The organism is Marinobacter sp. KMM 10035, assembly GCF_046537445.1.
In the GTDB taxonomy this organism is placed as follows: Bacteria; Pseudomonadota; Gammaproteobacteria; order Pseudomonadales; family Oleiphilaceae; genus Marinobacter; species Marinobacter sediminicola.
Window position 1 is genome coordinate 268,969 of the sequence record NZ_JBBVMG010000003.1, and the last position, 21,968, is coordinate 290,936.

General features: G+C 55.4%; 18 protein-coding genes and 1 pseudogene. 4 read left to right on the plus strand and 15 right to left on the minus strand.

Annotated features, from left to right (window positions below):
• The first annotated feature begins 12 nt into the window (after window positions 1–12).
• The 3 genes from AADB16_RS16755 to dxs all read left to right on the plus strand — a co-directional run bounded on the left by AADB16_RS16755 (window position 13) and on the right by dxs (window position 3,179).
• A complete protein-coding gene (locus tag AADB16_RS16755) occupies window positions 13–267 on the plus strand; it encodes an exodeoxyribonuclease VII small subunit (RefSeq protein ID WP_410804928.1) in 255 nt (84 codons plus the stop codon).
• Window positions 267–1,163, plus strand: coding sequence for a (2E,6E)-farnesyl diphosphate synthase (gene ispA / locus AADB16_RS16760; protein ID WP_410804930.1), 897 nt, complete (start codon window positions 267–269; stop codon window positions 1,161–1,163). Before AADB16_RS16755 ends, ispA begins: the two co-directional genes overlap by 1 nt.
• Window positions 1,164–1,247: 84 nt before the next feature.
• On the plus strand, window positions 1,248–3,179 hold the full coding sequence (dxs, locus tag AADB16_RS16765) for a 1-deoxy-D-xylulose-5-phosphate synthase (RefSeq protein ID WP_410804932.1): 1,932 nt from the start codon (window positions 1,248–1,250) through the stop codon (window positions 3,177–3,179).
• 96 nt (window positions 3,180–3,275) lie between these two features.
• Here dxs and ribA read toward each other — a convergent pair whose 3' ends face one another.
• From ribA to AADB16_RS16795, 6 genes are all read right to left on the minus strand, one after another.
• Window positions 3,276–3,890, minus strand: a complete 615-nt coding sequence (gene ribA / locus AADB16_RS16770) for a GTP cyclohydrolase II (RefSeq protein ID WP_410804934.1) — start codon at window positions 3,888–3,890, stop codon at window positions 3,276–3,278.
• A gap of 63 nt (window positions 3,891–3,953) precedes the next feature.
• Window positions 3,954–4,436, minus strand: coding sequence for a cyclic pyranopterin monophosphate synthase MoaC (moaC, locus tag AADB16_RS16775; protein WP_309044910.1), 483 nt, complete (start codon window positions 4,434–4,436; stop codon window positions 3,954–3,956).
• Window positions 4,437–4,556: 120 nt separating this feature from the next.
• Entirely contained in the window at window positions 4,557–5,540 is a 984-nt protein-coding gene (locus tag AADB16_RS16780; protein WP_410804936.1) for a Nudix family hydrolase, read from the minus strand.
• Window positions 5,541–5,542: 2 nt separating this feature from the next.
• A complete protein-coding gene (gene argJ / locus AADB16_RS16785) occupies window positions 5,543–6,760 on the minus strand; it encodes a bifunctional glutamate N-acetyltransferase/amino-acid acetyltransferase ArgJ (protein WP_410804938.1) in 1,218 nt (405 codons plus the stop codon).
• Window positions 6,761–6,879: 119 nt separating this feature from the next.
• The gene (gene secA / locus AADB16_RS16790; protein ID WP_410804940.1) at window positions 6,880–9,612 is read right to left on the minus strand and encodes a preprotein translocase subunit SecA; all 2,733 of its coding nucleotides are present in this window, start codon (window positions 9,610–9,612) and stop codon (window positions 6,880–6,882) included.
• 182 nt (window positions 9,613–9,794) lie between these two features.
• On the minus strand, window positions 9,795–10,748 hold the full coding sequence (locus tag AADB16_RS16795) for a M23 family metallopeptidase (RefSeq protein WP_309044914.1): 954 nt from the start codon (window positions 10,746–10,748) through the stop codon (window positions 9,795–9,797).
• Window positions 10,749–10,960: 212 nt separating this feature from the next.
• Here AADB16_RS16795 and AADB16_RS16800 point away from each other — a divergent pair, with 212 nt between their 5' ends.
• The gene (locus AADB16_RS16800; protein ID WP_410804942.1) at window positions 10,961–11,407 is read left to right on the plus strand and encodes a DciA family protein; all 447 of its coding nucleotides are present in this window, start codon (window positions 10,961–10,963) and stop codon (window positions 11,405–11,407) included.
• A gap of 11 nt (window positions 11,408–11,418) precedes the next feature.
• On the opposite strand, the gene lpxC is transcribed toward AADB16_RS16800, so the two are convergent.
• The 9 genes and pseudogenes from lpxC to murD form a co-directional block, all read right to left on the minus strand.
• Complete coding sequence (lpxC, locus tag AADB16_RS16805) at window positions 11,419–12,336, minus strand: UDP-3-O-acyl-N-acetylglucosamine deacetylase (RefSeq protein WP_298449661.1); 918 nt, start codon at window positions 12,334–12,336, stop codon at window positions 11,419–11,421.
• A gap of 322 nt (window positions 12,337–12,658) precedes the next feature.
• Window positions 12,659–13,700: pseudogene (gene ftsZ, locus AADB16_RS16810) on the minus strand (cell division protein FtsZ); the annotation flags it as partial.
• Between the two features lie 96 nt (window positions 13,701–13,796).
• Window positions 13,797–15,032 carry a cell division protein FtsA gene (gene ftsA, locus AADB16_RS16815; protein ID WP_410804944.1) on the minus strand — a complete coding sequence of 412 codons (1,236 nt, stop codon included), beginning with the start codon at window positions 15,030–15,032 and terminating at the stop codon, window positions 13,797–13,799.
• Between the two features lie 36 nt (window positions 15,033–15,068).
• Window positions 15,069–15,908: a cell division protein FtsQ/DivIB gene (locus AADB16_RS16820; RefSeq protein ID WP_410804946.1), complete on the minus strand. Its 840-nt coding sequence runs from the start codon at window positions 15,906–15,908 to the stop codon at window positions 15,069–15,071.
• Window positions 15,901–16,824 carry a D-alanine--D-alanine ligase gene (locus AADB16_RS16825; protein ID WP_410804993.1) on the minus strand — a complete coding sequence of 308 codons (924 nt, stop codon included), beginning with the start codon at window positions 16,822–16,824 and terminating at the stop codon, window positions 15,901–15,903. Before AADB16_RS16825 ends, AADB16_RS16820 begins: the two co-directional genes overlap by 8 nt.
• A 43-nt stretch (window positions 16,825–16,867) precedes the next feature.
• A complete protein-coding gene (gene murC / locus AADB16_RS16830) occupies window positions 16,868–18,313 on the minus strand; it encodes a UDP-N-acetylmuramate--L-alanine ligase (protein ID WP_309044917.1) in 1,446 nt (481 codons plus the stop codon).
• Window positions 18,306–19,412, minus strand: coding sequence for an undecaprenyldiphospho-muramoylpentapeptide beta-N-acetylglucosaminyltransferase (gene murG, locus AADB16_RS16835; RefSeq protein WP_410804948.1), 1,107 nt, complete (start codon window positions 19,410–19,412; stop codon window positions 18,306–18,308). The genes murC and murG overlap by 8 nt, the downstream gene beginning before the upstream one ends.
• Complete coding sequence (gene ftsW, locus AADB16_RS16840; protein ID WP_410804950.1) at window positions 19,405–20,607, minus strand: putative lipid II flippase FtsW; 1,203 nt, start codon at window positions 20,605–20,607, stop codon at window positions 19,405–19,407. The genes murG and ftsW overlap by 8 nt, the downstream gene beginning before the upstream one ends.
• Entirely contained in the window at window positions 20,607–21,962 is a 1,356-nt protein-coding gene (gene murD / locus AADB16_RS16845) for a UDP-N-acetylmuramoyl-L-alanine--D-glutamate ligase (protein WP_410804952.1), read from the minus strand. Before murD ends, ftsW begins: the two co-directional genes overlap by 1 nt.
• Window positions 21,963–21,968 lie beyond the last annotated feature (6 nt).

A 21,968-nucleotide genomic window follows, 5' to 3' on the forward strand; every position in this document is an offset into this window, starting at 1 on the left:
GGAGGGCCGCCAATGGCCGGTCAACAAGGCGCAACATCCATTGCCGACTTTGAAAAGTCTCTTGATGAGCTGGAAACACTTGTTCGCAACCTCGAACAAGGGGAATTGTCTCTCGAACAATCCCTGACAGCCTTCGAGCGCGGTGTAAAACTTACCCGCGCATGCCAACAGGCTCTTAAAGGCGCCGAGCAGCGGGTTGAACAGCTGGTACAAAATGGCGACGGAACCCTGGAAACCCGCCCATTTTCTCCGGACGACGCCGACTGATGCCTAACGGGACTCTGCCGACCATGGATTATCTTGAAACCTGTCGCAGCCGCGTGGATGCAGAGCTGGATCGCCTCATTGCGTCCGGGTCGACCTCTGAGCGGCTACAGGAGGCCATGCGCTACAGTGTTCTGGGCGGTGGCAAACGTATCCGGCCGGCATTAAGTCTGGCCGCTGCAAGTGCTCTGGGGCAGAACATGGAGATCGCGCTGGTACCTGCCTGTGCGATCGAGCTGATCCACGCTTATTCCCTTGTTCATGACGACCTGCCAGCCATGGACAACGACGAACTGCGTCGCGGCCGGCCAACCGCCCATATTGCCTTTGATGAGGCTACAGCCATTCTTGCCGGCGATGCCCTGCAGGCATTGGCATTTGAATGGCTGGCGGAGGCGCCCGGCATAGAAGCGCCAGCACGGCTTGCCATGATTCAGGAACTGGCCCACGCAAGTGGTCATAGCGGCATGGTAGGTGGTCAGGCTATTGATCTTGAATCTGTAGGCAAGAGCCTGACTCTGGCACAGCTCGAAAACATGCACCGACATAAAACCGGAGCATTAATTGAAGCCAGCGTTCGTATTGGTGCACTGACCGCGCCCGGAGTATGTGATCGCTCACTGGAAGCGTTGACAGCCTACGCGAAAGCCCTCGGGCTCGCCTTTCAGGTTCAGGATGACCTCTTGGACATTGAAGGCGACACCGAAACTATCGGGAAGCCTCAAGGCTCGGATATCGCCCGTGCCAAGCCGACCTATCCGGCTCTGTTGGGGCTAACCGGAGCACGTGAGCACCTCTCCTCTTTGCTGGACAACGCACTTGAGAGCCTGAAAGGCTTCGGGCCGGAAGCCGATCCTCTTCGAGCCATGGCGGATTACGTGGTGGCAAGAACTTACTGAACTTGCTGACATATGTGAAACAGGCCGCCCTGTTCCATTATAATGGCAGCCAGTTATCGAACATCCCGGAAAAGACCCGTATAGATGCAGGACACTTATATTTTCAAGGAAATCCCTTCACAGCGGCCCAACACGCCGTTGCTGGACCGGGTTGACGTACCCGCCCAACTGCGTGAGCTAGCCTCTGATCAGCTTACTCAGTTTGCGAGAGAGCTAAGGGCATTTCTGCTGTGGTCGGTTGGGCAGACCGGAGGCCATTTTGGCGCCGGGCTTGGCGTGCTCGAACTCACCGTAGCATTGCACTATGTTTTCAACACGCCGGAAGACCGACTGGTATGGGATGTTGGCCACCAGGCCTACCCACATAAGATTCTCACCGGCCGACGCGAACAGATGGGCAGCATTCGGCGCAAAGATGGCCTGGCCGGTTTCCCCAAACGCTCGGAAAGCGACTACGACACCTTTGGCGTAGGCCATTCCAGCACGTCCATCAGTGCCGCCCTGGGCATGGCGATCGCCGCCCGACAGCAGGGTACTGGTCGCAAGAGCATTGCCGTTATTGGTGATGGCGCCATGACCGCAGGCATGGCCTTCGAGGCACTGAATCACGCCGGGCATCTGCGCGCAGATATGCTGGTAATTCTGAACGACAACGACATGTCGATTTCGCGCAATGTTGGTGGTCTGTCCAACTATTTTGCCAAGCTGCTATCGAGCCGCACCTATAATCAGGTTCGCGATAGCAGCAAGAAGGTTCTCCAAGGTGCGCCACAGCTGATGGCGCTAGCCAAGAAAACCGAAGAGCACTTCAAGGGCATGATCGTGCCGGGCACCCTGTTTGAAGAGCTGGGCTTCAATTACATCGGGCCCATCGACGGCCACGACCTACCCTTGCTGGTAGAGACTCTGGAGAATATCCGCGAGCTTGAGGGGCCTCAATTTCTCCACGTGGTAACGACCAAGGGTAAGGGCTTTGCCCCTGCGGAAGCCGACCCCATTGGCTACCACGCAATCAACAAGATTGAACCTGTGCCCACCAGCAAGCCGGAGCCGGTTAAACCTGTCGCCACTAAGCAAAAGTACGCGAACGTATTCGGCCAATGGCTGTGTGATGCAGCTGTGTTGGATGAGCGCGTGAGCGGCATTACCCCCGCTATGTGCGAAGGCTCGGATTTGCTGGCATTCTCTGAACGCTTCCCGGATCGATATTTTGATGTGGCCATTGCGGAACAGCATGCTGTAACGCTTGCAGCGGGCATGGCCTGTGATGGTGCTAAACCAGTGGTTGCAATCTACTCGACTTTTTTACAGCGCGGGTACGATCAGCTGATTCACGATGTGGCCATCCAGAATCTGGATGTGTTGTTCGCTATCGACCGGGCGGGCCTGGTTGGCGAGGACGGCCCTACGCACGCAGGCGCGTTTGATATCAGCTATCTGCGCTGCATCCCGAATATGGTGTTGATGACGCCTTCAGACGAAAACGAAACCCGTCAATTGCTTCATACTGGCCTGATGTTCGATGGCCCCGCCGCAGTACGCTACCCGCGCGGAACCGGGCCAGGTGCAGAGATCCAGAAAGAACTTACCCCTCTGACAATTGGCAAGGGACGCAAGGTTCGCGAAGGCAGCGGCATTGCTATTCTTAATTTTGGCACGCTGCTCACACCAGCTCTGGAAGCTGCAGAGCAGCTTGGGGCTACCGTAGCCGACATGCGCTTCGTCAAGCCTTTGGACGAGGCGCTGGTTCTGGAGCTCGCAGAGCAGCACCACCTGCTGGTCACCCTGGAAGAGAATGCCATTGCGGGTGGCGCAGGAAGCGCTGTTACGGAATTCCTGAACAGCCAGGAGGTTTTGATGCCCGTGCTTCAACTCGGATTACCGGATACTTTCATTGATCACGGTAAGCACGACGAGCTTCTGAAGGATTGTGGACTGGACGCCAATGGCCTATTCGCTGCCATAAGCACTCGCATGGAGCGGTTGCAGCGCCAGCGGCTCAAAGCAGTCAAATAACTCCTCCACCAGCGCAACCTGCCGGCCAATACGCAAAAAGCCCGCTCAGTTCATCAAGCGGGCTTTGTCGTGTCTGCATGCAACTCAAGGCTGGCGCTATTGCTGATGATCATCATCCTGATGGGTTTCCAGCCAGTGCCCGAGCTTGCTTTGCTTGGTGTCGAGATAGTGCTCATTGTGGGGGTTGCGACCCACATGCAAGGGAACTCGCTCGGTTACTGCGATGCCATAGGAGGTCAACGCTTTAACCTTGCGGGGATTATTCGTCATCAGGCGCAGGCTTTTGATACCCAGATGTTCCAGCATATCCTTGCACATGCTGTAATCGCGCAAGTCTGCGGCGAAACCAAGGCGTTCGTTTGCCTCAACGGTATCCGCTCCCTGATCCTGCAGACGGTAGGCACGAATTTTATTCAGCAAGCCGATACCCCGGCCTTCCTGACGCAGATACATCAGAATACCGCGGCCTTCACGAGCAATGCTGCGTAACGCCTCTTCAAGCTGATAACCACAGTCGCAGCGCATGCTGTACAACGCATCGCCCGTTAGGCATTCAGAGTGCGTGCGGGCCAGCATGGGCTCGTCGCCGTCCAGCGACCCCAGGGTCAGGGCAACATGCTCCTTTCCCGTGTCCGGTTCTTCAAAGCCATGCATATCGAATACCCCAAACGGGGTCGGCAACCGGCAGGTCTCGATGTAACGAACAGCCACAGTACGTCCTCGTGGTTCAGTAAATCTGGGCGCGTATTCTATCATGGGCGCGCCCATCAGGCATCAGTGGTCGTCAGCAATCCAATGCCCACTGCGCCCGCCTTTCTTCTCCAGCAAACGCACCTTGCCAATTTCCATGCCCTTATCGACGGCCTTGCACATGTCGTAAAGGGTCAGTGCTGCGATACTGGCGGCTGTCAGAGCCTCCATTTCGACGCCTGTCTGCCCGGAAAGTTTGCACCGGGTCAGTATGTGTACCGATGCGCCGTCTGCCCCTGCGGTTAGCTCCACCTTCACTGAAGTGAGGTTCAGGGCGTGGCATAACGGAATCAGATCGTGGGTTCGTTTGGCGGCCATTATTCCGGCAATACGGGCGACGGCCAGCACATCACCTTTCGGGTGCTCCCCGTCGATGATCATCCGGAGGGTTTCTGCCGCCATGTGAATGGTCGCTTCGGCGCGCGCTTCACGTTCCGTTACGGCTTTCTCCGTAACGTCCACCATGCGGGCTTCACCCTTATCGTCAAGATGGGTCAGTTTACTCACGGTGTCTCCCGGGGTTCAGTGTCAGTAAGTAATGAGTGCGTAGTACTAAAACGCAGTACCAAAATAAGTATCGAGCTGCAGGAGCATACCAGAGATGCAGGACAACGCGGCGAATCCAAGTCAACCCTGAGGCCACCAGTACCGGATCCCGGCGATACCTTGAGCGCCTGCCTGCTGAGCTTCATCAAGATCTTCTGGCTGCAGCCCTCCCAGCCCGAAAACCGGAATGGGTGCGTTTGCGACCAGATCACGGAATCCCGCCCAGCCCAGTACGGGAGCGCCCGGGTGCGTCTCTGTGGGCTTTACCGGGCCAAGCGTCACATAGTCTGCCCCAATCGCCAGCGCATGATCTATCTCACGGGCGTTGTGGCAGGAAACCCCAAGCCATACCCCATCGGGCACAGGCCTTGCCTCAAGTTTTTGGGCCTCTCGCCACGGCAGATGCAGCCCGGCCGCATCAGGGGCATCATCAAACGCAGCAGGCGAGCCATGCACCACAAGGCCGACACCGGCCCCCTCACACATGCCTAAGGCAGCTTCGGCAAGAGAGGCATAGCTTTCTGTATCCAAAGCCGGTACCCGCAACACAACCAACGCTGAATGGTCTTGCTCTGACAAATTCACAAGTGCCTTGCTTAGGAGCTGGCCGGCGGTGTCATCAGAACTGAACCCGCCGGTTATCGCCAGCAAGCAAGGGAGCTGCAGGGCCCGGATAATTGGTCGGTTAGCTGCCGGAAAATCCTCATCCCGCAGGCTTTCAGGGCGAACCCACTCTATGGGCTGCCCTTCCCGGCCATGAGCTTCGCCCTGGGCCTGATCCGTTCTCCAAACATCCAGAAACACCCGCTTGTCGCCGTAGTCGTGGCGGATACCAATCACTGGTCGCAAGGAGCTCTCCGGTATGTTTAAACCGGTTTCTTCGGCAATCTCCCGAACCAAGGCAGCCTGTACCGTTTCATCCGGCTCAACTTTTCCACCGGGAAATTCCAGCAAACCACCTTGATGGACATGGTCGGGGCGGCTGGCAATAAGCACACGCCCCTGGCGGACAATGACGCCCACCGCGACATGAACTTCCCGAGTCTCACTTTCTGCCTGGGCCATACTTAGCTGCGATAGTCTGCGTTGATGGTGACATAGTCATGGGAGAAATCGCAGGTCCAGACGGTTTCGCTGATATCGCCCCGCTTAAGATCGATAGCGATAGTTATCTCTTCCTGGTCCATAACCGCCTGCCCTCGCTCCTCGGAATAATCCTCAGCGCGTCCACCGTCGCTCACAAGACATACGTCTCCGAGATGAATTTCCAGGGCGTTAACGTCCAGATCCACCACCCCAGCCCGGCCTACGGCGGCCAGAATGCGCCCCCAGTTGGGATCTGATGCAAACAACGCGGTCTTCACCAGAGGTGAGTGAGCGACGGTATAAGCCACATCCAGAGCCTCCTGCTGGGCCGCTGCACCATTAACCTGAATGGTAATGAACTTGGTGGCACCTTCACCGTCACGCACGATGGCGTGGGCGAGATCCATATAGATATCTTTCAACGCCGCCTTAAGCGCCGGCAAATGCGGGCTGTCGAGAGTAATTTCCGGACCGGAGTACTGACCGCTGGCGATGAGCGTACAGGCATCGTTGGTGGAGGTGTCACCATCAATGGTGATTCGGTTGAAGGATTGCTCCCCCAGTTCTGATGCCAAAGCCTGCAGCGCATCTTGCGCAATACGCGCATCGGTGGCGATAAAGCCCAGCATGGTGGCCATATTGGGGCGAATCATACCTGCGCCCTTGCTGATACCGGAAATAGACACTGTGTGGCCGCCCAGATCAACCTGAACCGATGCGCCCTTGGGCCGTGTGTCTGTGGTCATTATACCGCTCGCCGCTTCCGCCCAGCGATTGTCCGCCGTGCTGCCCAAGGCTTCTGGCAAAGCGCCCACAATCTTCTGAACCGGCAAAGGCTCACCAATCACCCCTGTTGAGTACGGCAGCACCTCTGCAGCAGTGACGCCGGCATGCTCCGCCAAGGCCTGACAACACGCAAGCGCATCATCCATGCCACGGGCACCTGTACCCGCATTGGCATTACCTGTGTTGATCAAAAGGTAACGCGGGGCTTTTTCAGCCAGATGCTTGCGACTCAAGGTTACCGGGGCAGCGCAGAACTGGTTGCGGGTAAACAAGCCGGCAACACGGCTTCCCGGTGCCAGTTCAAACACCACTATGTCCTTGCGTCCAGGCTTCTTGATCCCTGCGCTGGCAATACCCACCTTGACACCTGCTACCGGGGAAAACTCGGGTAAGGTTCCTGGTCCAACCGCCATCCTGCCGCTCCTGTTGAGAATGCTACTTGTATGAATAGATCTGAAAACGAAAAACCCGCAGTCTGCCAGTTAACTGGTCGATTGCGGGCTCCGTAATTTTTTGTGTCAGTGCAGGGTGGTCAGCTCACCTTGCCACAGCACTGTTTGAATTTTTTGCCGGATCCGCATGGGCAAGGTTCGTTACGACCCACTTTACGCTCCTGGCGCACAAAGGTTTCTGGCGCACCCTGCTCTTCATCCCTTCGTTCGCCTTCGCCTTGCGCTGTCGCACTGGTTTCATCGTGACGCAGGCGTGCCCGGGCAAGCTCTTGCTCGAGTTCTTCCTTGCGGCGACGCTCAACCTCTTCCATTTCTTCCCGGCTCTGAACCCTAACATGGCAAAGCACGCGGGTTACATCACGCTTCATGGTTTCCAGCATGGTTTCAAACAGGTTAAACGCTTCGCGCTTGTATTCCTGCTTGGGGTTCTTTTGAGCGTAGCCACGCAAATGGATACCGCGACGCAGGTGATCCATGTTGGAAAGGTGTTCTTTCCACAAGGTATCCAGAACCTGCAGGAACACCTGTTTTTCAAATCTGCGCATGGACTCAGCGCCGGCAATCTCTTCCTTCGCCCTGTATGCTGCAACGATTTCGTCCAGAATTTTTTGACGAAGATTGTCTTCGTAAAGCTTCTTATCCTCATCCAACCAGGACTGAACTGGCAGATCAACAGCCATTTCGGACTGCAACTGGGCTTCCAGACCTGCTACATCCCACTGTTCAGGCATGCTCTGGGGTGGAATATGCTCGCTGACCAGCGTATCAACAACATCCTCACGGATGGTATCAACCATCTCGGAGACATCCTCTGAAGACATCACTTCATTGCGCTGGTCGTATATAACCGTACGCTGATCGTTCGCTACGTCGTCGTACTCAAGCAGCGTTTTACGCATGTCGAAGTTACGGCCTTCAACCTTGCGTTGGGATTTCTCAATGGCGTTGGTAACCATCCGATGCTCAATGGCTTCGCCTTTCTTCATTCCCATAGCCTGCATCAGACTCTTGACGCGATCCGGCGCAAAGATACGCATCAGATTATCTTCCAGAGACAGGAAGAAGCGGGACGAACCCGGGTCACCCTGACGCCCGGCACGGCCGCGTAACTGGTTGTCTATACGGCGGGATTCGTGGCGCTCGGTGCCCACAATGTGCAGACCACCCGCTTCCAGAACCTGATTGTGGCGCTCTGTCCACTCAGCCTTGAGGCGAGCAACCTCTTCTTCGGTGGGATTATCCAGGGCAGCAACCTCGTGCTCCCAGTTACCACCCAGCACAATATCCGTACCACGACCCGCCATGTTTGTGGCGATTGTCACAGCACCTGGCCGCCCCGCCTGAGCAATAATCTGTGCTTCCGATTCGTGCTGTTTGGCGTTAAGTATTTTGTGCTCAATACGCGCCTTTTTCAGCAGCATGGAGAGCAATTCAGAGGCTTCAATGGAAGCGGTACCCACCAGAATTGGCCGTCCCTCGGCTGTAACATCCTTGATTTCATCAATGATGGCGTGGAACTTTTCATCCTGGGTAAGATAGACAAGGTCGTTGTAATCAATTCTCTGGATCGGCTTGTTGGGCGGTATAACCACCACGTCAAGGCCGTAAATCTGGCGAAATTCGAACGCTTCGGTATCCGCGGTACCCGTCATGCCGCCAAGCTTTTCATACAGCCGGAAATAGTTCTGGAATGTTGTTGAAGCCAGTGTCTGGCTCTCAGCCTGAATTTTGAGGCCTTCTTTGGCTTCTATCGCTTGATGCAGTCCTTCGCTCCAGCGACGGCCCGGCATTGTGCGCCCTGTATGCTCGTCAACAATGACAACTTGGCCACCCTGAACAATATAATCCACATCTTTCTGGAACAGGTGATGAGCGCGAAGGGCTGAATGCACGTGGTGCAGCAAGCTCAGGTTGGCTGCAGAGTAGAGGCTCTCACCCTCTTCCAGTAGCTGACGACCCAGCAGAAGCTCTTCAACACGCTCATGCCCCACTTCAGTCAATTCAACCTGACGGGATTTTTCGTCGATGGTGAAGTCGCCGGACGACTCGCCCTCCTCACTGACCTCTCCTTTCTCAAGGCTGGGGATCAGCTCGTTGATAGCCAAGTATGCTTTGGAGCTATCCTCCGCAGCGCCAGAGATGATCAGCGGCGTACGGGCTTCGTCGATAAGGATGGAGTCAACTTCGTCGACAATCGCGTAGTAGAGGCCACGTTGCACCTTATCGTCGGTGCTGAAGGCCATGTTGTCACGGAGGTAATCAAAGCCGAATTCGTTGTTGGTACCGTAGGTAATATCTGCCTGATAGGCGGCGCGCTTCTCTTCGGGAGGCTGGCCTGCAACAACCACACCCACCTGCAAACCGAGAAAGCGATAAAGCTTGCCCATCCATTCAGCATCACGGCTAGCCAGATAGTCGTTTACGGTTACTACGTGCACGCCTTTACCTGGCAAGGCGTTCAGATAAACAGCAACAGTGGCGACCAGGGTTTTACCCTCGCCGGTCTTCATCTCGGCAATCCTACCCTCATGCAGGGTAATACCACCGATCAGCTGCACATCGTAGTGGCGCATGCCCATAACCCGGCGCCCGGCTTCGCGGACGGTGGCAAAAGCCTCAGGCAGCAATGCATCAAGGCTCTCTCCATCGTCCAGCCGACGACGGAACTCGGCAGTCTTGCCCTGCAACTCGGAGTCCGTAAGATTGCCAAACTGCTCTTCAAGCTCATTAACACCCAAGGCCAGCTTGCGCATTCTCTTGATTTCTCTGGCATTTTTACTGCCGAACATCTTGGTTGCAAACTTTGAGAACATAGACCACTGCTTCTTTGATTAAACGGAGGAAGCCGGCATTCTAACCTTATTTTGCGGGAGTACAAAAGGCAGGGCTCACATAGCCGAAGTTATGCAGCTATCCTGTGCCAAATACCGGGAGTTAAAGAACCTGATGAGGCTGGCGAGGGTGGCTTAGCGAACGTCAGGCGATGCCTGAGCTATTAGCGACTGGCTCTCTTGATGTAGGTTTCAGGATTCTCGGATTTCCCGTTGCGAATAACCTCGAAATGAACGTGTGGGCCCGTAGAGCGCCCTGTGCTTCCCATAAGTGCGAGCACCTGTCCTTTCTGGACTACATCACCCACCTTCACCTTGATTGTCTTGCTATGGGCGTAACGGGTAACCAAACCCTCACCATGATCAACTTCAACCAGATTTCCGTAGCCATGACGCTCGGAGGCATAGGTAACTACACCGCCAGCAACAGAAATAATATCACTGCCATCTTTCCCTGCAAGGTCGACTCCGGCGTGCCAGGTACGCTTACCCGTGAACGGATCAGAGCGGTAGCCATAGCGTGACGACAACCAACCCCATGTGATGGGACGGCCTTCCAGATACAACTCATCCTCGAGCTTTTGACGGGAGGATACCTGATCCAGCAAGCGCAACTGCTGCTCGCGATCAAGCATTTTGCGCTCCAGTTCATCAATCATCCTCGTCAAATCGGGCGCTGAGAATGAATCTGCGGGAAGTGAATCTTCCGGGCCACCAACCGCTGCCGGTTGATTAAAGTCGAATTCATCACTCGCAATCAGACCGGACTCCACGAAGCGCTGACCCAAGGCATCAAGGCGCAACAGACGACCCTGAATCTCACCAAGGCGCAGTGTCAGAGCATCTACTTGATCCTGGACATTCTGCTGCAAACCGGCGAGCTCGGCTTTTTGTTCTCCCAGCGTGCCCTGCCAATGGGAAACAAACTCAGAGTCCGTCGGTTCGCGGGCTTCAGCCTGGCCTACCGCCACGCTATATCCCACCCAGCCTGCAGCTGCTACCAATGCCGCGCCCAAAAGCGCCATGGCAATAACAACCGTGCTATTCAGCGCCAGCACACGGGACTTGCCGTGACTCTTGCCAACAAGAATGATATTCATAGTGTTTTCTGATTTCATCAATGAACCGCAACCGTTTCCTGTAGTGTTGCAGCCCGGAATAATCCGAGTGGGTTTGCCATCCTTAGCAACTACTACGTACTGATATATCGCAGCGCCCGGTAGACATACTGATTTACAACAAGGTAAAACAACAGTAACACCGGCGCTACGCACAAAACGTGCCGAAGTGTAACCAATCGTTATCGTGGTCGTCGAGAAGAAAACGCCTTATGAAACGAAAAAGTGAGCAAAAAATGACCTTCGACAACCTGGGCCGGACGCCGGTTCTGCGCGAACTGGTTGCAAAAGCCAATACCCACCGCCAGGCTGAAGAGGAAGTAATCGCGCTACTACCGCCTGCGTTGGCACAAGGCACTCGCTTTGTGTGCTGTATCGAGGGCGAGCTAACACTTTCAGCCGATAACGCCGGAAGGGCCAGCCAGATACGTTTCCGTCAGCATGAAATCATGGAGAAGTTGCGGGAGCACGAGCTGTTCCGATTTGTATGGAAGCTCAAAGTAAAAGTAGTACCACCAAGATTTAAAGAAAAACCACCGGCGAAAAAGTTAGTCCTCAGTAAAGAAAATGCCCAGCTCCTCACAGAGGAAGCCGGGCACACGAAGGATCAAAAACTACGCGAGGTTCTCGAAAAACTCGCAAGCCACGTCCGGGATTAAGGCATCCAGCCTTATGCCGGTACCGCCAGCACAGGTTTCATATAGGAGATGGGGGCAGTTTCTTCGTTATCGAAGGTCACTACTTCCCATGCATCTTCTTCCGCCCTGAGCTTGCGCAGCAGCTTATTATTCAGATCGTGACCAGACTTGATGCCACGGAATTCACCAATCAGGCTATTGCCTAACAGGTAAAGATCTCCGATTGCGTCCAGTACTTTGTGCTTGACGAATTCATCATCATAACGAAGACCGTCTTCGTTCAGGATTTTGTAGTCGTCTACCACAATGGCGTTATCTACACTGCCACCCAGCGCCAGATTCATCGCTCGCAGCTTTTCAATATCGCGCATGAACCCGAAAGTTCGTGCGCGGCTGACTTCCTTCACGAAAGACGTGCTTGAAAAATCCACGGTCGCAGTCTGGGCACGGCCTTTGAACACAGGGTGGTCAAAGTCGATGCCGAAGCTCACTTTGAAGCCTTCAAACGGCAGGAAGGTAGCCTTCTTGTCGCCTTCTTCAATCGTGACTTCCCGCTTGATACGAATGAATCGCTTGGCCGCTTCCTGCTCGGCAATGCCGGCAGACTGCAGCAGAAACACGAATGGACCGGCAGAACCGTCCATAATCGGCACTTCTGCAGCGCTCAGTTCTACATAGCAGTTATCGATACCGAGACCAGCCATGGCTGACAACAAGTGCTCAATTGTCGCCACACGGACACCGTCTTTTACCAGCGTCGTGGACAGCATGGTCTCACCCACATTTTCAGCGCAGGCCAGAATCTCGACCACTGGGTCCAGATCGGTGCGGCGGAAAATGATTCCCGAATCTATCGGTGCAGGCTTGAGAGTCAGGTAAACCTTTTCACCTGAGTGCAGCCCGACACCGGTAGCACGGATCGTGTTTTTAAGTGTCCGTTGTCTGATCATCGGTTCGTTATTCCGTAAAAATTGGCGATATTCTAAACAAAATCGTGCGTCCAGAATACCAAAAAATACGACTGATTGCTATTTGCGCGGCCCAACACTGCCTAAACTTTAAGCAACGTAGCTGCAGCAGCCAGCGTTCGTTATCCGGGTTCATGATTAAAAATTGCAACAATCACTCCCAACCGGATGTCATTTGCAACAGATTATCAGTCAGCTTGCCTGCGAAGGAATGCGGGAATATCGAGATAGTCGACACCCTGCTCTTCACTTTCCTTGCTCTGATCAATCGCAACATTACCGTGAGATACCGCACGGCGACGCAGGATTGCGGGGCGGTCCAGCTGTTTGTAATCTGTTTTACCGTCCAGGGAGCGGGTGTTATCCACCACCTTGGTAGGCTTTTCACGGTCTCCGCCCAGGCCTGTCGCAACAACCGTTACCTTAAGCTCGTCGGTCATCTCTGGATCAATAACGGTACCAACAACAACGGTAGCGGTATCCGATGCAAACTCACGCACAATGTCGCCAACCTCGGAGAATTCGCCCAGGTTCAGGTCCATACCCGCAGTAATGTTGACCAGAATGCCCTTGGCACCCTGCAGGTTGACGTCTTCCAGCAATGGGCTGCGGATGGCGGCTTCGGCGGCTTCCCGCGCGCGGTTCTCGCCGGTGGCGGTCGCCGTACCCATCATTGCCATACCCATTTCGGACATAACTGTTTTTACATCAGCAAAGTCGACGTTGATCATGCCGTTGCGGGTAATCAGATCAGCAATACCCTGAACCGCCCCAAGCAGAACGTCATTTGCAGCTGCGAAAGCATCCAACAGGCTGGTCTTCTTACCCAGCACCGCCAGCAGCTTTTCGTTAGGAATAGTGATTAGCGAGTCAACGCATTCTTCCAGTTCTCTGAGCCCTTCTTCGGCCAGGCTCATACGTTTGCCGCCTTCAAAGTTGAACGGCTTGGTTACCACGGCAACGGTCAGAATGCCCATTTCCCGTGCAACTTCAGCAACAACAGGGGCGGCACCCGTGCCAGTACCACCACCCATGCCAGCGGTGATGAACACCATATCCGCGCCTTTAATAGACTCGGCGATACGATCGCGATCTTCCAGGGCAGACTGGCGCCCGATTTCCGGGTTTGCCCCTGCTCCGAGTCCCTTTGTGATGTTACCGCCCAGCTGAATGATCTGGCGCGCATCCATTCCAGCCAACGCCTGAGCATCTGTGTTGGCGCAGATAAAATCTACACCCTCAATGTCACTGTTCAGCATGTGCCGTACGGCGTTACCGCCACCACCGCCCACACCGATTACTTTAATGACAGCGTTTTGTTGGACATTATCGACTAGTTCAAACATACCCTTCCCCTTCGTGCTGTTTTCAGCCTTGTTCCAGGCTGTTAATTCGAGATCGTTTTTTTCGAGATACCTTCGTTTACTGCTTGCCCGGAACCGTCAGAAATGACCGGTAAACCAGGCTTTCATGCGCACAAACAGCGAGGGTGCGTCTTCACCCTTGAGCACCGGTGCCCGGCCAAGATCCATCTGCCGGAAACCATGAATCAATAACCCGACGCCGGTGGCGTAGATGGGGTTATTAACAACTTCTGTCATGCCGGACACTGCGTGCGGACACGCCAAACGTACCGGCATATGGAAGATTTCTTCTGCAAGCTCGACCACACCTTCCATGGTTGAAGATCCGCCTGTAATCACAATTCCCGCCGGAATCATGTCTTCAAATCCTGACCTGCGCAGCTCTGATTGCACGAGGGTAAACAACTCCTCGTAACGGGGCTCCACCACCTCTGCCAAGGCCTGTCGTGAGAGGTCCCTCGGTGCCCGGTCGCCAACGCTGGGCACTTTGATGGTTTCGTCAGCGCCAGCCAGTTGTGTCAAAGCACAGGCGTATTTGATCTTGATTTCTTCTGCGTTCTGCGTGGGCGTACGCAGAGCCATGGCGATGTCGTTGGTAACCTGATCACCCGCAATGGGGATGACCGCGGTGTGGCGGATGGCCCCGCCGGTGAACACGGCGATATCCGTGGTGCCACCACCCATATCCACAACACAGACACCCAGTTCTTTTTCGTCATCTGTGAGAATGGCGTGGCTCGAAGCCAACTGCTCCAGAATGATGTCGTCGGCTTCAAGACCGCAGCGGCGAATGCACTTTTCAATGTTCTGGGCTGCGTTGACGGCACAGGTAACCAAGTGCACCTTCGCCTCCAAACGCACACCGGACATACCCATGGGCTCTTTGATGCCTTCCTGATTATCGATCACAAATTCCTGCGGCAAGATGTGCAGGATTTTTTGATCGGCAGGAATCGCAACGGCCTGTGCAGCGTCGATAACCCGGTCAATATCGGCCTGAGTCACCTCACGATCGCGAATGGCGACAATGCCGTGGGAATTGAGGCTCTTGATATGACTGCCTGCAATCCCTGCATACACAGAGTGAATGCGGCAACCGGCCATCAGTTCGGCTTCCTCAACCGCTCGCTGAATTGCCTGAACCGTGGTTTCGATATTGACCACCACCCCCCGCTTCAGACCCCGGGAAGGGTGGGAACCAATACCCACCACCTCAATGGTTCCGTCCATCTTGCGTTTGCCGACGATCGCAACCACTTTAGAGGTTCCGATATCGAGGCCGACAATCATGTTTTCCGTTTCAACCGATGACATGTGTTCCACCAAACCGTAGGTCTGAATTTACTGTTTCTATGTTTTCGGGCCGGAAGTGGCCTGCGCCAACTTCCATTGAACCGCCACACCGTTCGTGTAGCGGGCATCCACCCGGCTAACTTCGTCCGACCGTGATATCAGCCGGTTTTCATACACTGTGATAAAACGCTCAAAGCGCTTCGCGACCTGATCCCGTCCGAGCACCACTTCGATTCCGTTTGAGAGGCTAAGTGTCCAGGCGCCTCGCCGCTCAAGTGAAAGCCCTGCGAATCCCAAGCCGTGCCCAACCAGTTTGTCGCTCATGGTGCGCGCCATGTTGATCACATCACGCACACGCTCATCCGGGCCGGCAAGCTGCGGCAATCTTCCTGCAACTTCCGGGTTGGGCGGCATAAACAGCTCACCCGTTCGGCTGACCAGACGGCCGTCAGTCCAGTAAGCCAGCGGCCTCTTTTCCCGGATATTAATTTCCAGTCGATCCGGCCATACCCGACGCACGGCTACTGTTTCAACCCAGGGACGCCTCTCAAGATCTGACTTGATGTCCGAAAGGTCCGTTGAAAAGTAGCTCTTGCCAATCCAGTTGCCGGCCTGACGCTCAATGGCAACACGGCTGTCGCCGACAAAATCACCATTCACATCAATGGCCAGAATTTGCTGGTCCATGGCCCCCAGCACCTTGCCTGTTGCCCAAGGCACAAGGCCCGCCACAAGCAGAATCGCAATGCCCATGCCCGCCTGGAGCCAGGGCACCGCAGCCAGAATTGCCTTCAACACTCCAAACCGGTCCTTCTCGGGACCGAGGGTTGTTGCTCCCCGGCGCCGGGGAGGGTCGGACGGTATCGCCCGGCTCCGGATTAGTAGTGTTTCAAGCATTGGCTCCCTCCAGCGTGTCGCTCAAGATCCGCACAACCAGCTCTTCAAAGCTGATGCCCGCAGCTTTTGCAGCCATTGGTACCAGGCTGTGATCGGTCATACCCGGGACGGTGTTGACTTCCAGAAGCCAGAACTCACCCTCTGCATCCTGCATAATGTCTACACGTCCCCAGGTCCGACAGCCCACGACCCGAAAAGCTTCCAGCGCGAGGTTCTGTAACTTCGCTTCATCCTGAGGCGACAAGCCGCAGGGAATCCGGTAACGGGTATCGTCCGCCAGATATTTCGCGTCATAGTCGTAGAACACGTGATCGGTACTCAATCCGATGGCTGGTAGCGCTCTGTCCTGCAACAGACTGACGGTAAACTCGGGGCCTTCAACCCACTCTTCTACTAACACTTGGGTGTCCAGTGCTGCAGCAGCCTCATAGGCTTCCACCAACTCTGCTGCGCTGTTCACTTTGCGGATGCCAATGCTGGAACCTTCCCGCGACGGCTTAACACTCAAAGGCGTGCGTAATTCCTGAACAAGTTTTTCAGCATCGCCTGCAGCCGTCATGGTTCTGAATTTAGGCGTTGGCAAACCGCAACCAGCAAAGACGTACTTGGTTCGCAATTTATCCATTGCCAGGGCAGAAGCCATCACTTCACTTCCGGTATAAGGAATTCCCGCCTGAGACAGAATCGCTTGCAAGGTTCCGTCTTCTCCACCACGGCCGTGCAGAGCAATGAATACCCGGTCAAAGTCCGGATTCTCTACACTTTTCAATAGGCATCCCTGAACATCCATGGCAAAGGCGTCTACGCCTGCAGATACCAAAGCGGCTAGTACCGCTTTGCCGCTTTTGAGAGAGACATCGCGCTCAGCAGAATCCCCACCCATAAACACAGCCACACGCCCAAGCGCCTTAACCATCTCTGGCTCGGCCTGATACGCCGGTATTCCGGGATGCTTCACATCACTCACCTGAAATAACTCCTTGCGCCGCTAACCGGATCGCTATCCCACCTATGTCCCCGGCACCCTGAGTAATCAAAAGATCGCCGTCCTGTAAAACAGTGGACAACAAGCCTTCAATCTCTCGATTATCTTCCACAAACAAAGGCTCAACTTTGCCCCGCTGTCTTATGCTGCGGCATAGCGCCCTACTATCAGCGCCAGGAACCGCTGTTTCTCCGGCGGAGTAAACATCCATGAGCAACAGGCTATCAACCTCCGACAAAACCCGAACAAAGTCCTCATACAGATCACGGGTTCGGCTAAATCTGTGGGGCTGGTACAGCATCACTATGCGGCGCTCGGGCCAGGCACCTTGAGCGGCACGAATGACCGCTTCAACCTCTGTAGGGTGGTGACCATAGTCGTCCACAAGCGTGATGGTGCCTTTGGGTATTTTGTAATCCCCGTAAACCTGAAAGCGACGACCAACGCCGGCGAAAGCTGCCAACCCGCGACAAATAGCTTCATCTGCTATGCCGTCGTCCGTTGCCACAGCGATCACGGCCAAGGCGTTCAGAACGTTGTGCCGCCCTGGCATTTTCAGCTCCACAGTAAGGTCGCTTCGACCGCCCGGCCGCTTCACCACGAAGTGAGTTCTCAGGCCGTCAGAGACAATGTTCTCGGCCCGATAATCCGCATCCGGATTACTGATGCCATAGGTGATGATGGCCCGGGAGATTCGGGGGATGATTTCGTTCACATAGGGATCATCCACGCACATTACAGCCAGGCCGTAAAATGGCAGGTTGTGGAGGAAGTCCACGAATGTTTGCTTGAGCTTTTCCACGTCGCCGTCGTAAGTGTCCATATGATCGGCTTCGATGTTCGTGACCACTGACACGGTCGGCGTCAGATGCAGGAAGGAGGCATCGCTCTCATCCGCCTCAGCCACCAGATAGCGCGACCCACCCAGTTTGGCATTGGTACCAGCACTGTTCAGCTTACCGCCGATCACGAAAGTGGGATCGAGGCCGGCCTCACCCAGCACCGACGCAATCAGGCTGGTGGTGGTGGTCTTGCCATGGGTACCAGCTACGGCGATGCCGTGACGGTAACGCATGATCTCTGCCAGCATTTCAGCACGGGGCACTATGGGCACCCGCCGACTGCGAGCTGACACCATTTCAGGGTTATCTGACGCCACAGCAGACGACACCACAACCACGTCAGCTTTGGCGCTGTTTTCCTCACGGTGGCCAATCTGTATCTCAATGCCCATGGCTTTGAGGCGATCTGTTACGACACCCTGCTTGATGTCTGAACCAGACACGTCGTAGCCCTGGTTTTTCAGCACTTCTGCAATGCCGCTCATGCCAGCACCACCGATACCCACAAAGTGAATGTGGCGAATCCGGCGCATTTCCGGTACTTGAAAAGCAAGCGGCGGATTGTTTGTATCAGCCATTAGCGGCCTCCAGACAATAATTTACGACTCGCTCCGTTGCATCGGGGCGAGCCAAAGTACGTGCAGCCTTGGCCATATCCATGACCCGGGCGCGGTCCCTGGCGAGATCGCCAAGGGTTTCTGCCAGCACAGCCGGTGTCAGCCGTGACTGTGGTATCAGAATGGCCGCCTTGGCATTTACCATTTGCTGACCATTTTTTGTTTGATGATCGTCCACCGCATGGGGGAATGGCACCAGCACTGCGCCGATTCCTGCGGCACACAGCTCAGAAACCGTCAGCGCGCCTGAGCGGCATAACACTATGTCGGCCCAGCTATAGGCCTCCGCCATATCCTTGATAAACGGTTCAACATTGGCACTCACGCCGTGCTGCTCATAAGAGGCGCGGGCATCTTCAAGATGTCGCTCCCCACACTGGTGCCGAACCTGCGGCCGCTCTTGTTCTGGCAGCATTGCCAGGGCTTCTGGCAACTGCTGATTGAACACCTGGGCACCCAGGCTGCCGCCAACCACCAGAATTCGCAGCGGTTTGTTCTGGTCTCCGGATTCGTTCGAGCGCCCGGCCATTCTTTCTTCCGGGGCCGGCAAGGTCGCCAGGTCTTCCCGCACCGGGTTACCGGTGCACCGGGTGATCACTTCCGCTCCAAAACTTCCCGGGAAGGCTTCCAGTACCGTTTTGGAAAAACGCACCAGAATCCGGTTTGTCATGCCTGCGATGGCATTCTGCTCATGAATCACCAGCGGCGTTTTCGTAAGCCAGGCGGCCAAGCCTCCAGGGCCAGTCACAAACCCACCCATGCCAACCACACAGTCCGGGCGAATGCGGCGCATGATGGTGAACGCTTCACCCAGAGCACGCATCAGACGGAACGGCGCTGCCAGCAAAGCCAGCTTGCCTTTTCCACGGAGCCCGGAGATGTGGATCAGCGACATGGGTATACCAGTGTCTGAGATCAGCCGCTCCTCCATGCCGCCGACAGCACCCAGCCAGTGCACTTCATGCCCCTTGGCTTCGAGTGCCCGTGCGGTGGCAAGTGCTGGGAACACGTGGCCACCAGTGCCTCCAGCCATCATCAGAAAGCGGCGAGGTTCATTCATAGCGCGCACCTCCTCGCTTCCGGGGGGCCGTCTTTTCCGAAGCCTGCTTTTCTTTATCCAGCCGCTCCATTTCAACTCGAGCCAGAATGCCGATACACACACAGCTGATCATCAGGCTGGAGCCCCCATAGCTCACCAATGGCAAAGTAAGCCCTTTGGTAGGCAGCAATCCGGTGCTGACTGCCATGTTGATTCCAGCCTGCAAGCCGATCAGCAGTGTGATGCCGTAGGCGAAGCAGGCACCAAACGGCATATCTGCTTTTTCTGCCCGCCGTGCAATCACGAATCCGGTTACAACCAGCACAGTGAACAGCCCCAGCACGATCAGTGAGCCAATCAGCCCGAACTCTTCCGCGATGATGGCGAAAATAAAATCTGTATGAGCCTCCGGCAGGAAGAACAGCTTCTGTATTGAGTTTCCGAGGCCAACGCCACTCCAGTCGCCGCGACCGAAGGCAATCAATGACTGTGTTAGCTGGTAGCCGCTGTCGAACTGATCTTTCCAGGGGTCGAGGTAACTCACTACGCGCTTCAGCCGGTAGGGCTGAGTCAGTACCAGAATGACTCCGAGCACCACCAGAATGGCGATCAGCGGCACAAACCGGCTAAGCCGCACACCGCTCAAGAAAATCATGCCGGCAGCCGCGGTCACCAGAACCACCGTTGCTCCAAAGTCGGGCTGAATAACCAACAAGGCCGATGCCACACCAAGAACTACAAGCGGCTTCAGAAAGCCCGGCCAGGTATTCAGCAACTCATCACGGCGTCTTACAACGTAGCCAGCCAGGTAGGCAATCAGACACAGTTTGGCCACTTCCGACACCTGCACGTTGAACAACCCGAATGGGATCCAGCGCGTAGAACCGTTCACTGTGCGACCCAGCGGCGTAAGAACCAGAACCAGAACCAGCAGACCTATACCCAGCAACAGCCAACCACTGCGTTCCCACCAAGCCACCGGTACGTTGACCGATACCAGAGCCAGCATGCAGCCCATAATTGCGAACATTAGTTGGCGAATCACATAGTGATAACCATTACCCATGGTCTCTACCGCCAGATCCATAGAAGCAGAGGAAATCATCACAACGCCGATAATCAACAAGGCAACCGAGCTGATAACCAGCACCGGCAGGGGCTGTATTTCGCCCAGCCATTGTGTCCTTTCGGGTGCTGCTGATAGCCCTAACTGCATCAGTTTGCCTCCCGCAGTGATTGGACCTGGGTGCAGAATTGCTCACCACGGTCCATATAGTCCGCAAACATATCGAAGCTCGCACACGCGGGTGAAAAGAGTACCCGATCACCTTCCTGAGCAAGCTCGGCGGATTTTTCCACCGCAGCCTTCAAGGTTTGGGCCCGGTATACGGGTGTCCCCGAGATCAGAGCACCCGCAATACGATCTGCGTCCCGGCCAATCAAAACAACGGCCCGGCAACCGTCACTTATAGGTGCCGCCAACTCTGTAAATTCGGCACCTTTGCCTTCTCCACCAGCAATCAGCACGATCCTGCCCTCGCCTTCCGGCACCAGGCTTTTAATTGCCGCGACTGTCGCTCCAACATTCGTGCCCTTGGAGTCATTGATGTAATCAACGCCAGCAAGCCTGCGCACAAGCTCACACCGGTGCGGCAACCCACTGAAGTTCCGCGCACTATCCAGCATGGTGTCCATTGGCAGCCCAGCAGCCTGCCCAAGTGCCAGCGCAGCCATTACGTTGCTGAGGTTATGCCAGCCCATCAATTCCAGCTCGCTGGCATTCAGCAGGTTATCGAAGCCGAAGGTCAGCCATAGACCCTGATCGTCTTCCCGGGTACTGAACGTTTGCGGGTTCACCCGATTAAAGCCGAAACATACAAACCGCAGGTTATCCCGCGCCATGGGAGTGCTGAGCGCATCGTCAAGGTTTACGATAGCGTTCTTGCATCCCTGGAAGATTCGTTGCTTGGCCTGAAAATAAGCCATCTTGTCCGGGTAGCGATCCAGATGATCGTCACTCACGTTCAGTACGGTTGCCGCCAGCGCATTCAGACCAGTTGTGGTTTCCAACTGAAAGCTGGAAAGCTCCAGCACGTACAAGTCGGCGCCCAGTCCCAGCAAATCCAGTGCAGGCGTGCCGATATTCCCGCCGACCTGAACCTTGCGACCCGCAGAGCGAGCCATCTCGCCCAATAAGGTGGTAACAGTGGTCTTCCCGTTGGAGCCGGTTATGGCCACAACCGGCGCATCGGCAGCTTCAGCAAACAGATCAATATCGCCCCGTATGCGTGCACCTTGTTCGGCGGCATAGGCGATGGCCGGCTCAGCAATGCTGATTCCCGGGCTTACGACCAGTTCGCTGAACCCCGCAAATAGCTCCGGGCTGAACGATCCCAGATGCACAGAAACATCAGGCCACCCGGCACGAAGGTCATCCAGGCACGGCGGTGCTTCGCGGCTGTCAGCCACGGCAACCTCTCTTCCCTGTGCAGTCAGATAGCGCACGCAGGAGAGCCCGGTTTTACCGAGCCCTACTACCAATATGCGACGATCTGAAGTGATGACACTCATAATCAA

Bases quoted from the DNA above. Each gene is read 5' to 3' on its own strand.
- AADB16_RS16755 (WP_410804928.1), top strand. From the start codon at position 13: ATGGCCGGTCAACAAGGCGCAACATCCATTGCCGACTTTGAAAAGTCT.
- ispA (WP_410804930.1), top strand. From the start codon at position 267: ATGCCTAACGGGACTCTGCCGACCATGGATTATCTTGAAACCTGTCGC.
- dxs (WP_410804932.1), top strand. From the start codon at position 1,248: ATGCAGGACACTTATATTTTCAAGGAAATCCCTTCACAGCGGCCCAAC.
- AADB16_RS16780 (WP_410804936.1), bottom strand. From the start codon at position 5,540: ATGGCCCAGGCAGAAAGTGAGACTCGGGAAGTTCATGTCGCGGTGGGC.
- argJ (WP_410804938.1), bottom strand. From the start codon at position 6,760: ATGGCGGTTGGACCAGGAACCTTACCCGAGTTTTCCCCGGTAGCAGGT.
- secA (WP_410804940.1), bottom strand. From the start codon at position 9,612: ATGTTCTCAAAGTTTGCAACCAAGATGTTCGGCAGTAAAAATGCCAGA.
- AADB16_RS16795 (WP_309044914.1), bottom strand. From the start codon at position 10,748: ATGAAATCAGAAAACACTATGAATATCATTCTTGTTGGCAAGAGTCAC.
- AADB16_RS16800 (WP_410804942.1), top strand. From the start codon at position 10,961: ATGAAACGAAAAAGTGAGCAAAAAATGACCTTCGACAACCTGGGCCGG.
- lpxC (WP_298449661.1), bottom strand. From the start codon at position 12,336: ATGATCAGACAACGGACACTTAAAAACACGATCCGTGCTACCGGTGTC.
- ftsA (WP_410804944.1), bottom strand. From the start codon at position 15,032: ATGTCATCGGTTGAAACGGAAAACATGATTGTCGGCCTCGATATCGGA.
- AADB16_RS16820 (WP_410804946.1), bottom strand. From the start codon at position 15,908: ATGCTTGAAACACTACTAATCCGGAGCCGGGCGATACCGTCCGACCCT.
- AADB16_RS16825 (WP_410804993.1), bottom strand. From the start codon at position 16,824: ATGGTTAAGGCGCTTGGGCGTGTGGCTGTGTTTATGGGTGGGGATTCT.
- murC (WP_309044917.1), bottom strand. From the start codon at position 18,313: ATGGCTGATACAAACAATCCGCCGCTTGCTTTTCAAGTACCGGAAATG.
- murG (WP_410804948.1), bottom strand. From the start codon at position 19,412: ATGAATGAACCTCGCCGCTTTCTGATGATGGCTGGAGGCACTGGTGGC.
- ftsW (WP_410804950.1), bottom strand. From the start codon at position 20,607: ATGCAGTTAGGGCTATCAGCAGCACCCGAAAGGACACAATGGCTGGGC.
- murD (WP_410804952.1), bottom strand. From the start codon at position 21,962: ATGAGTGTCATCACTTCAGATCGTCGCATATTGGTAGTAGGGCTCGGT.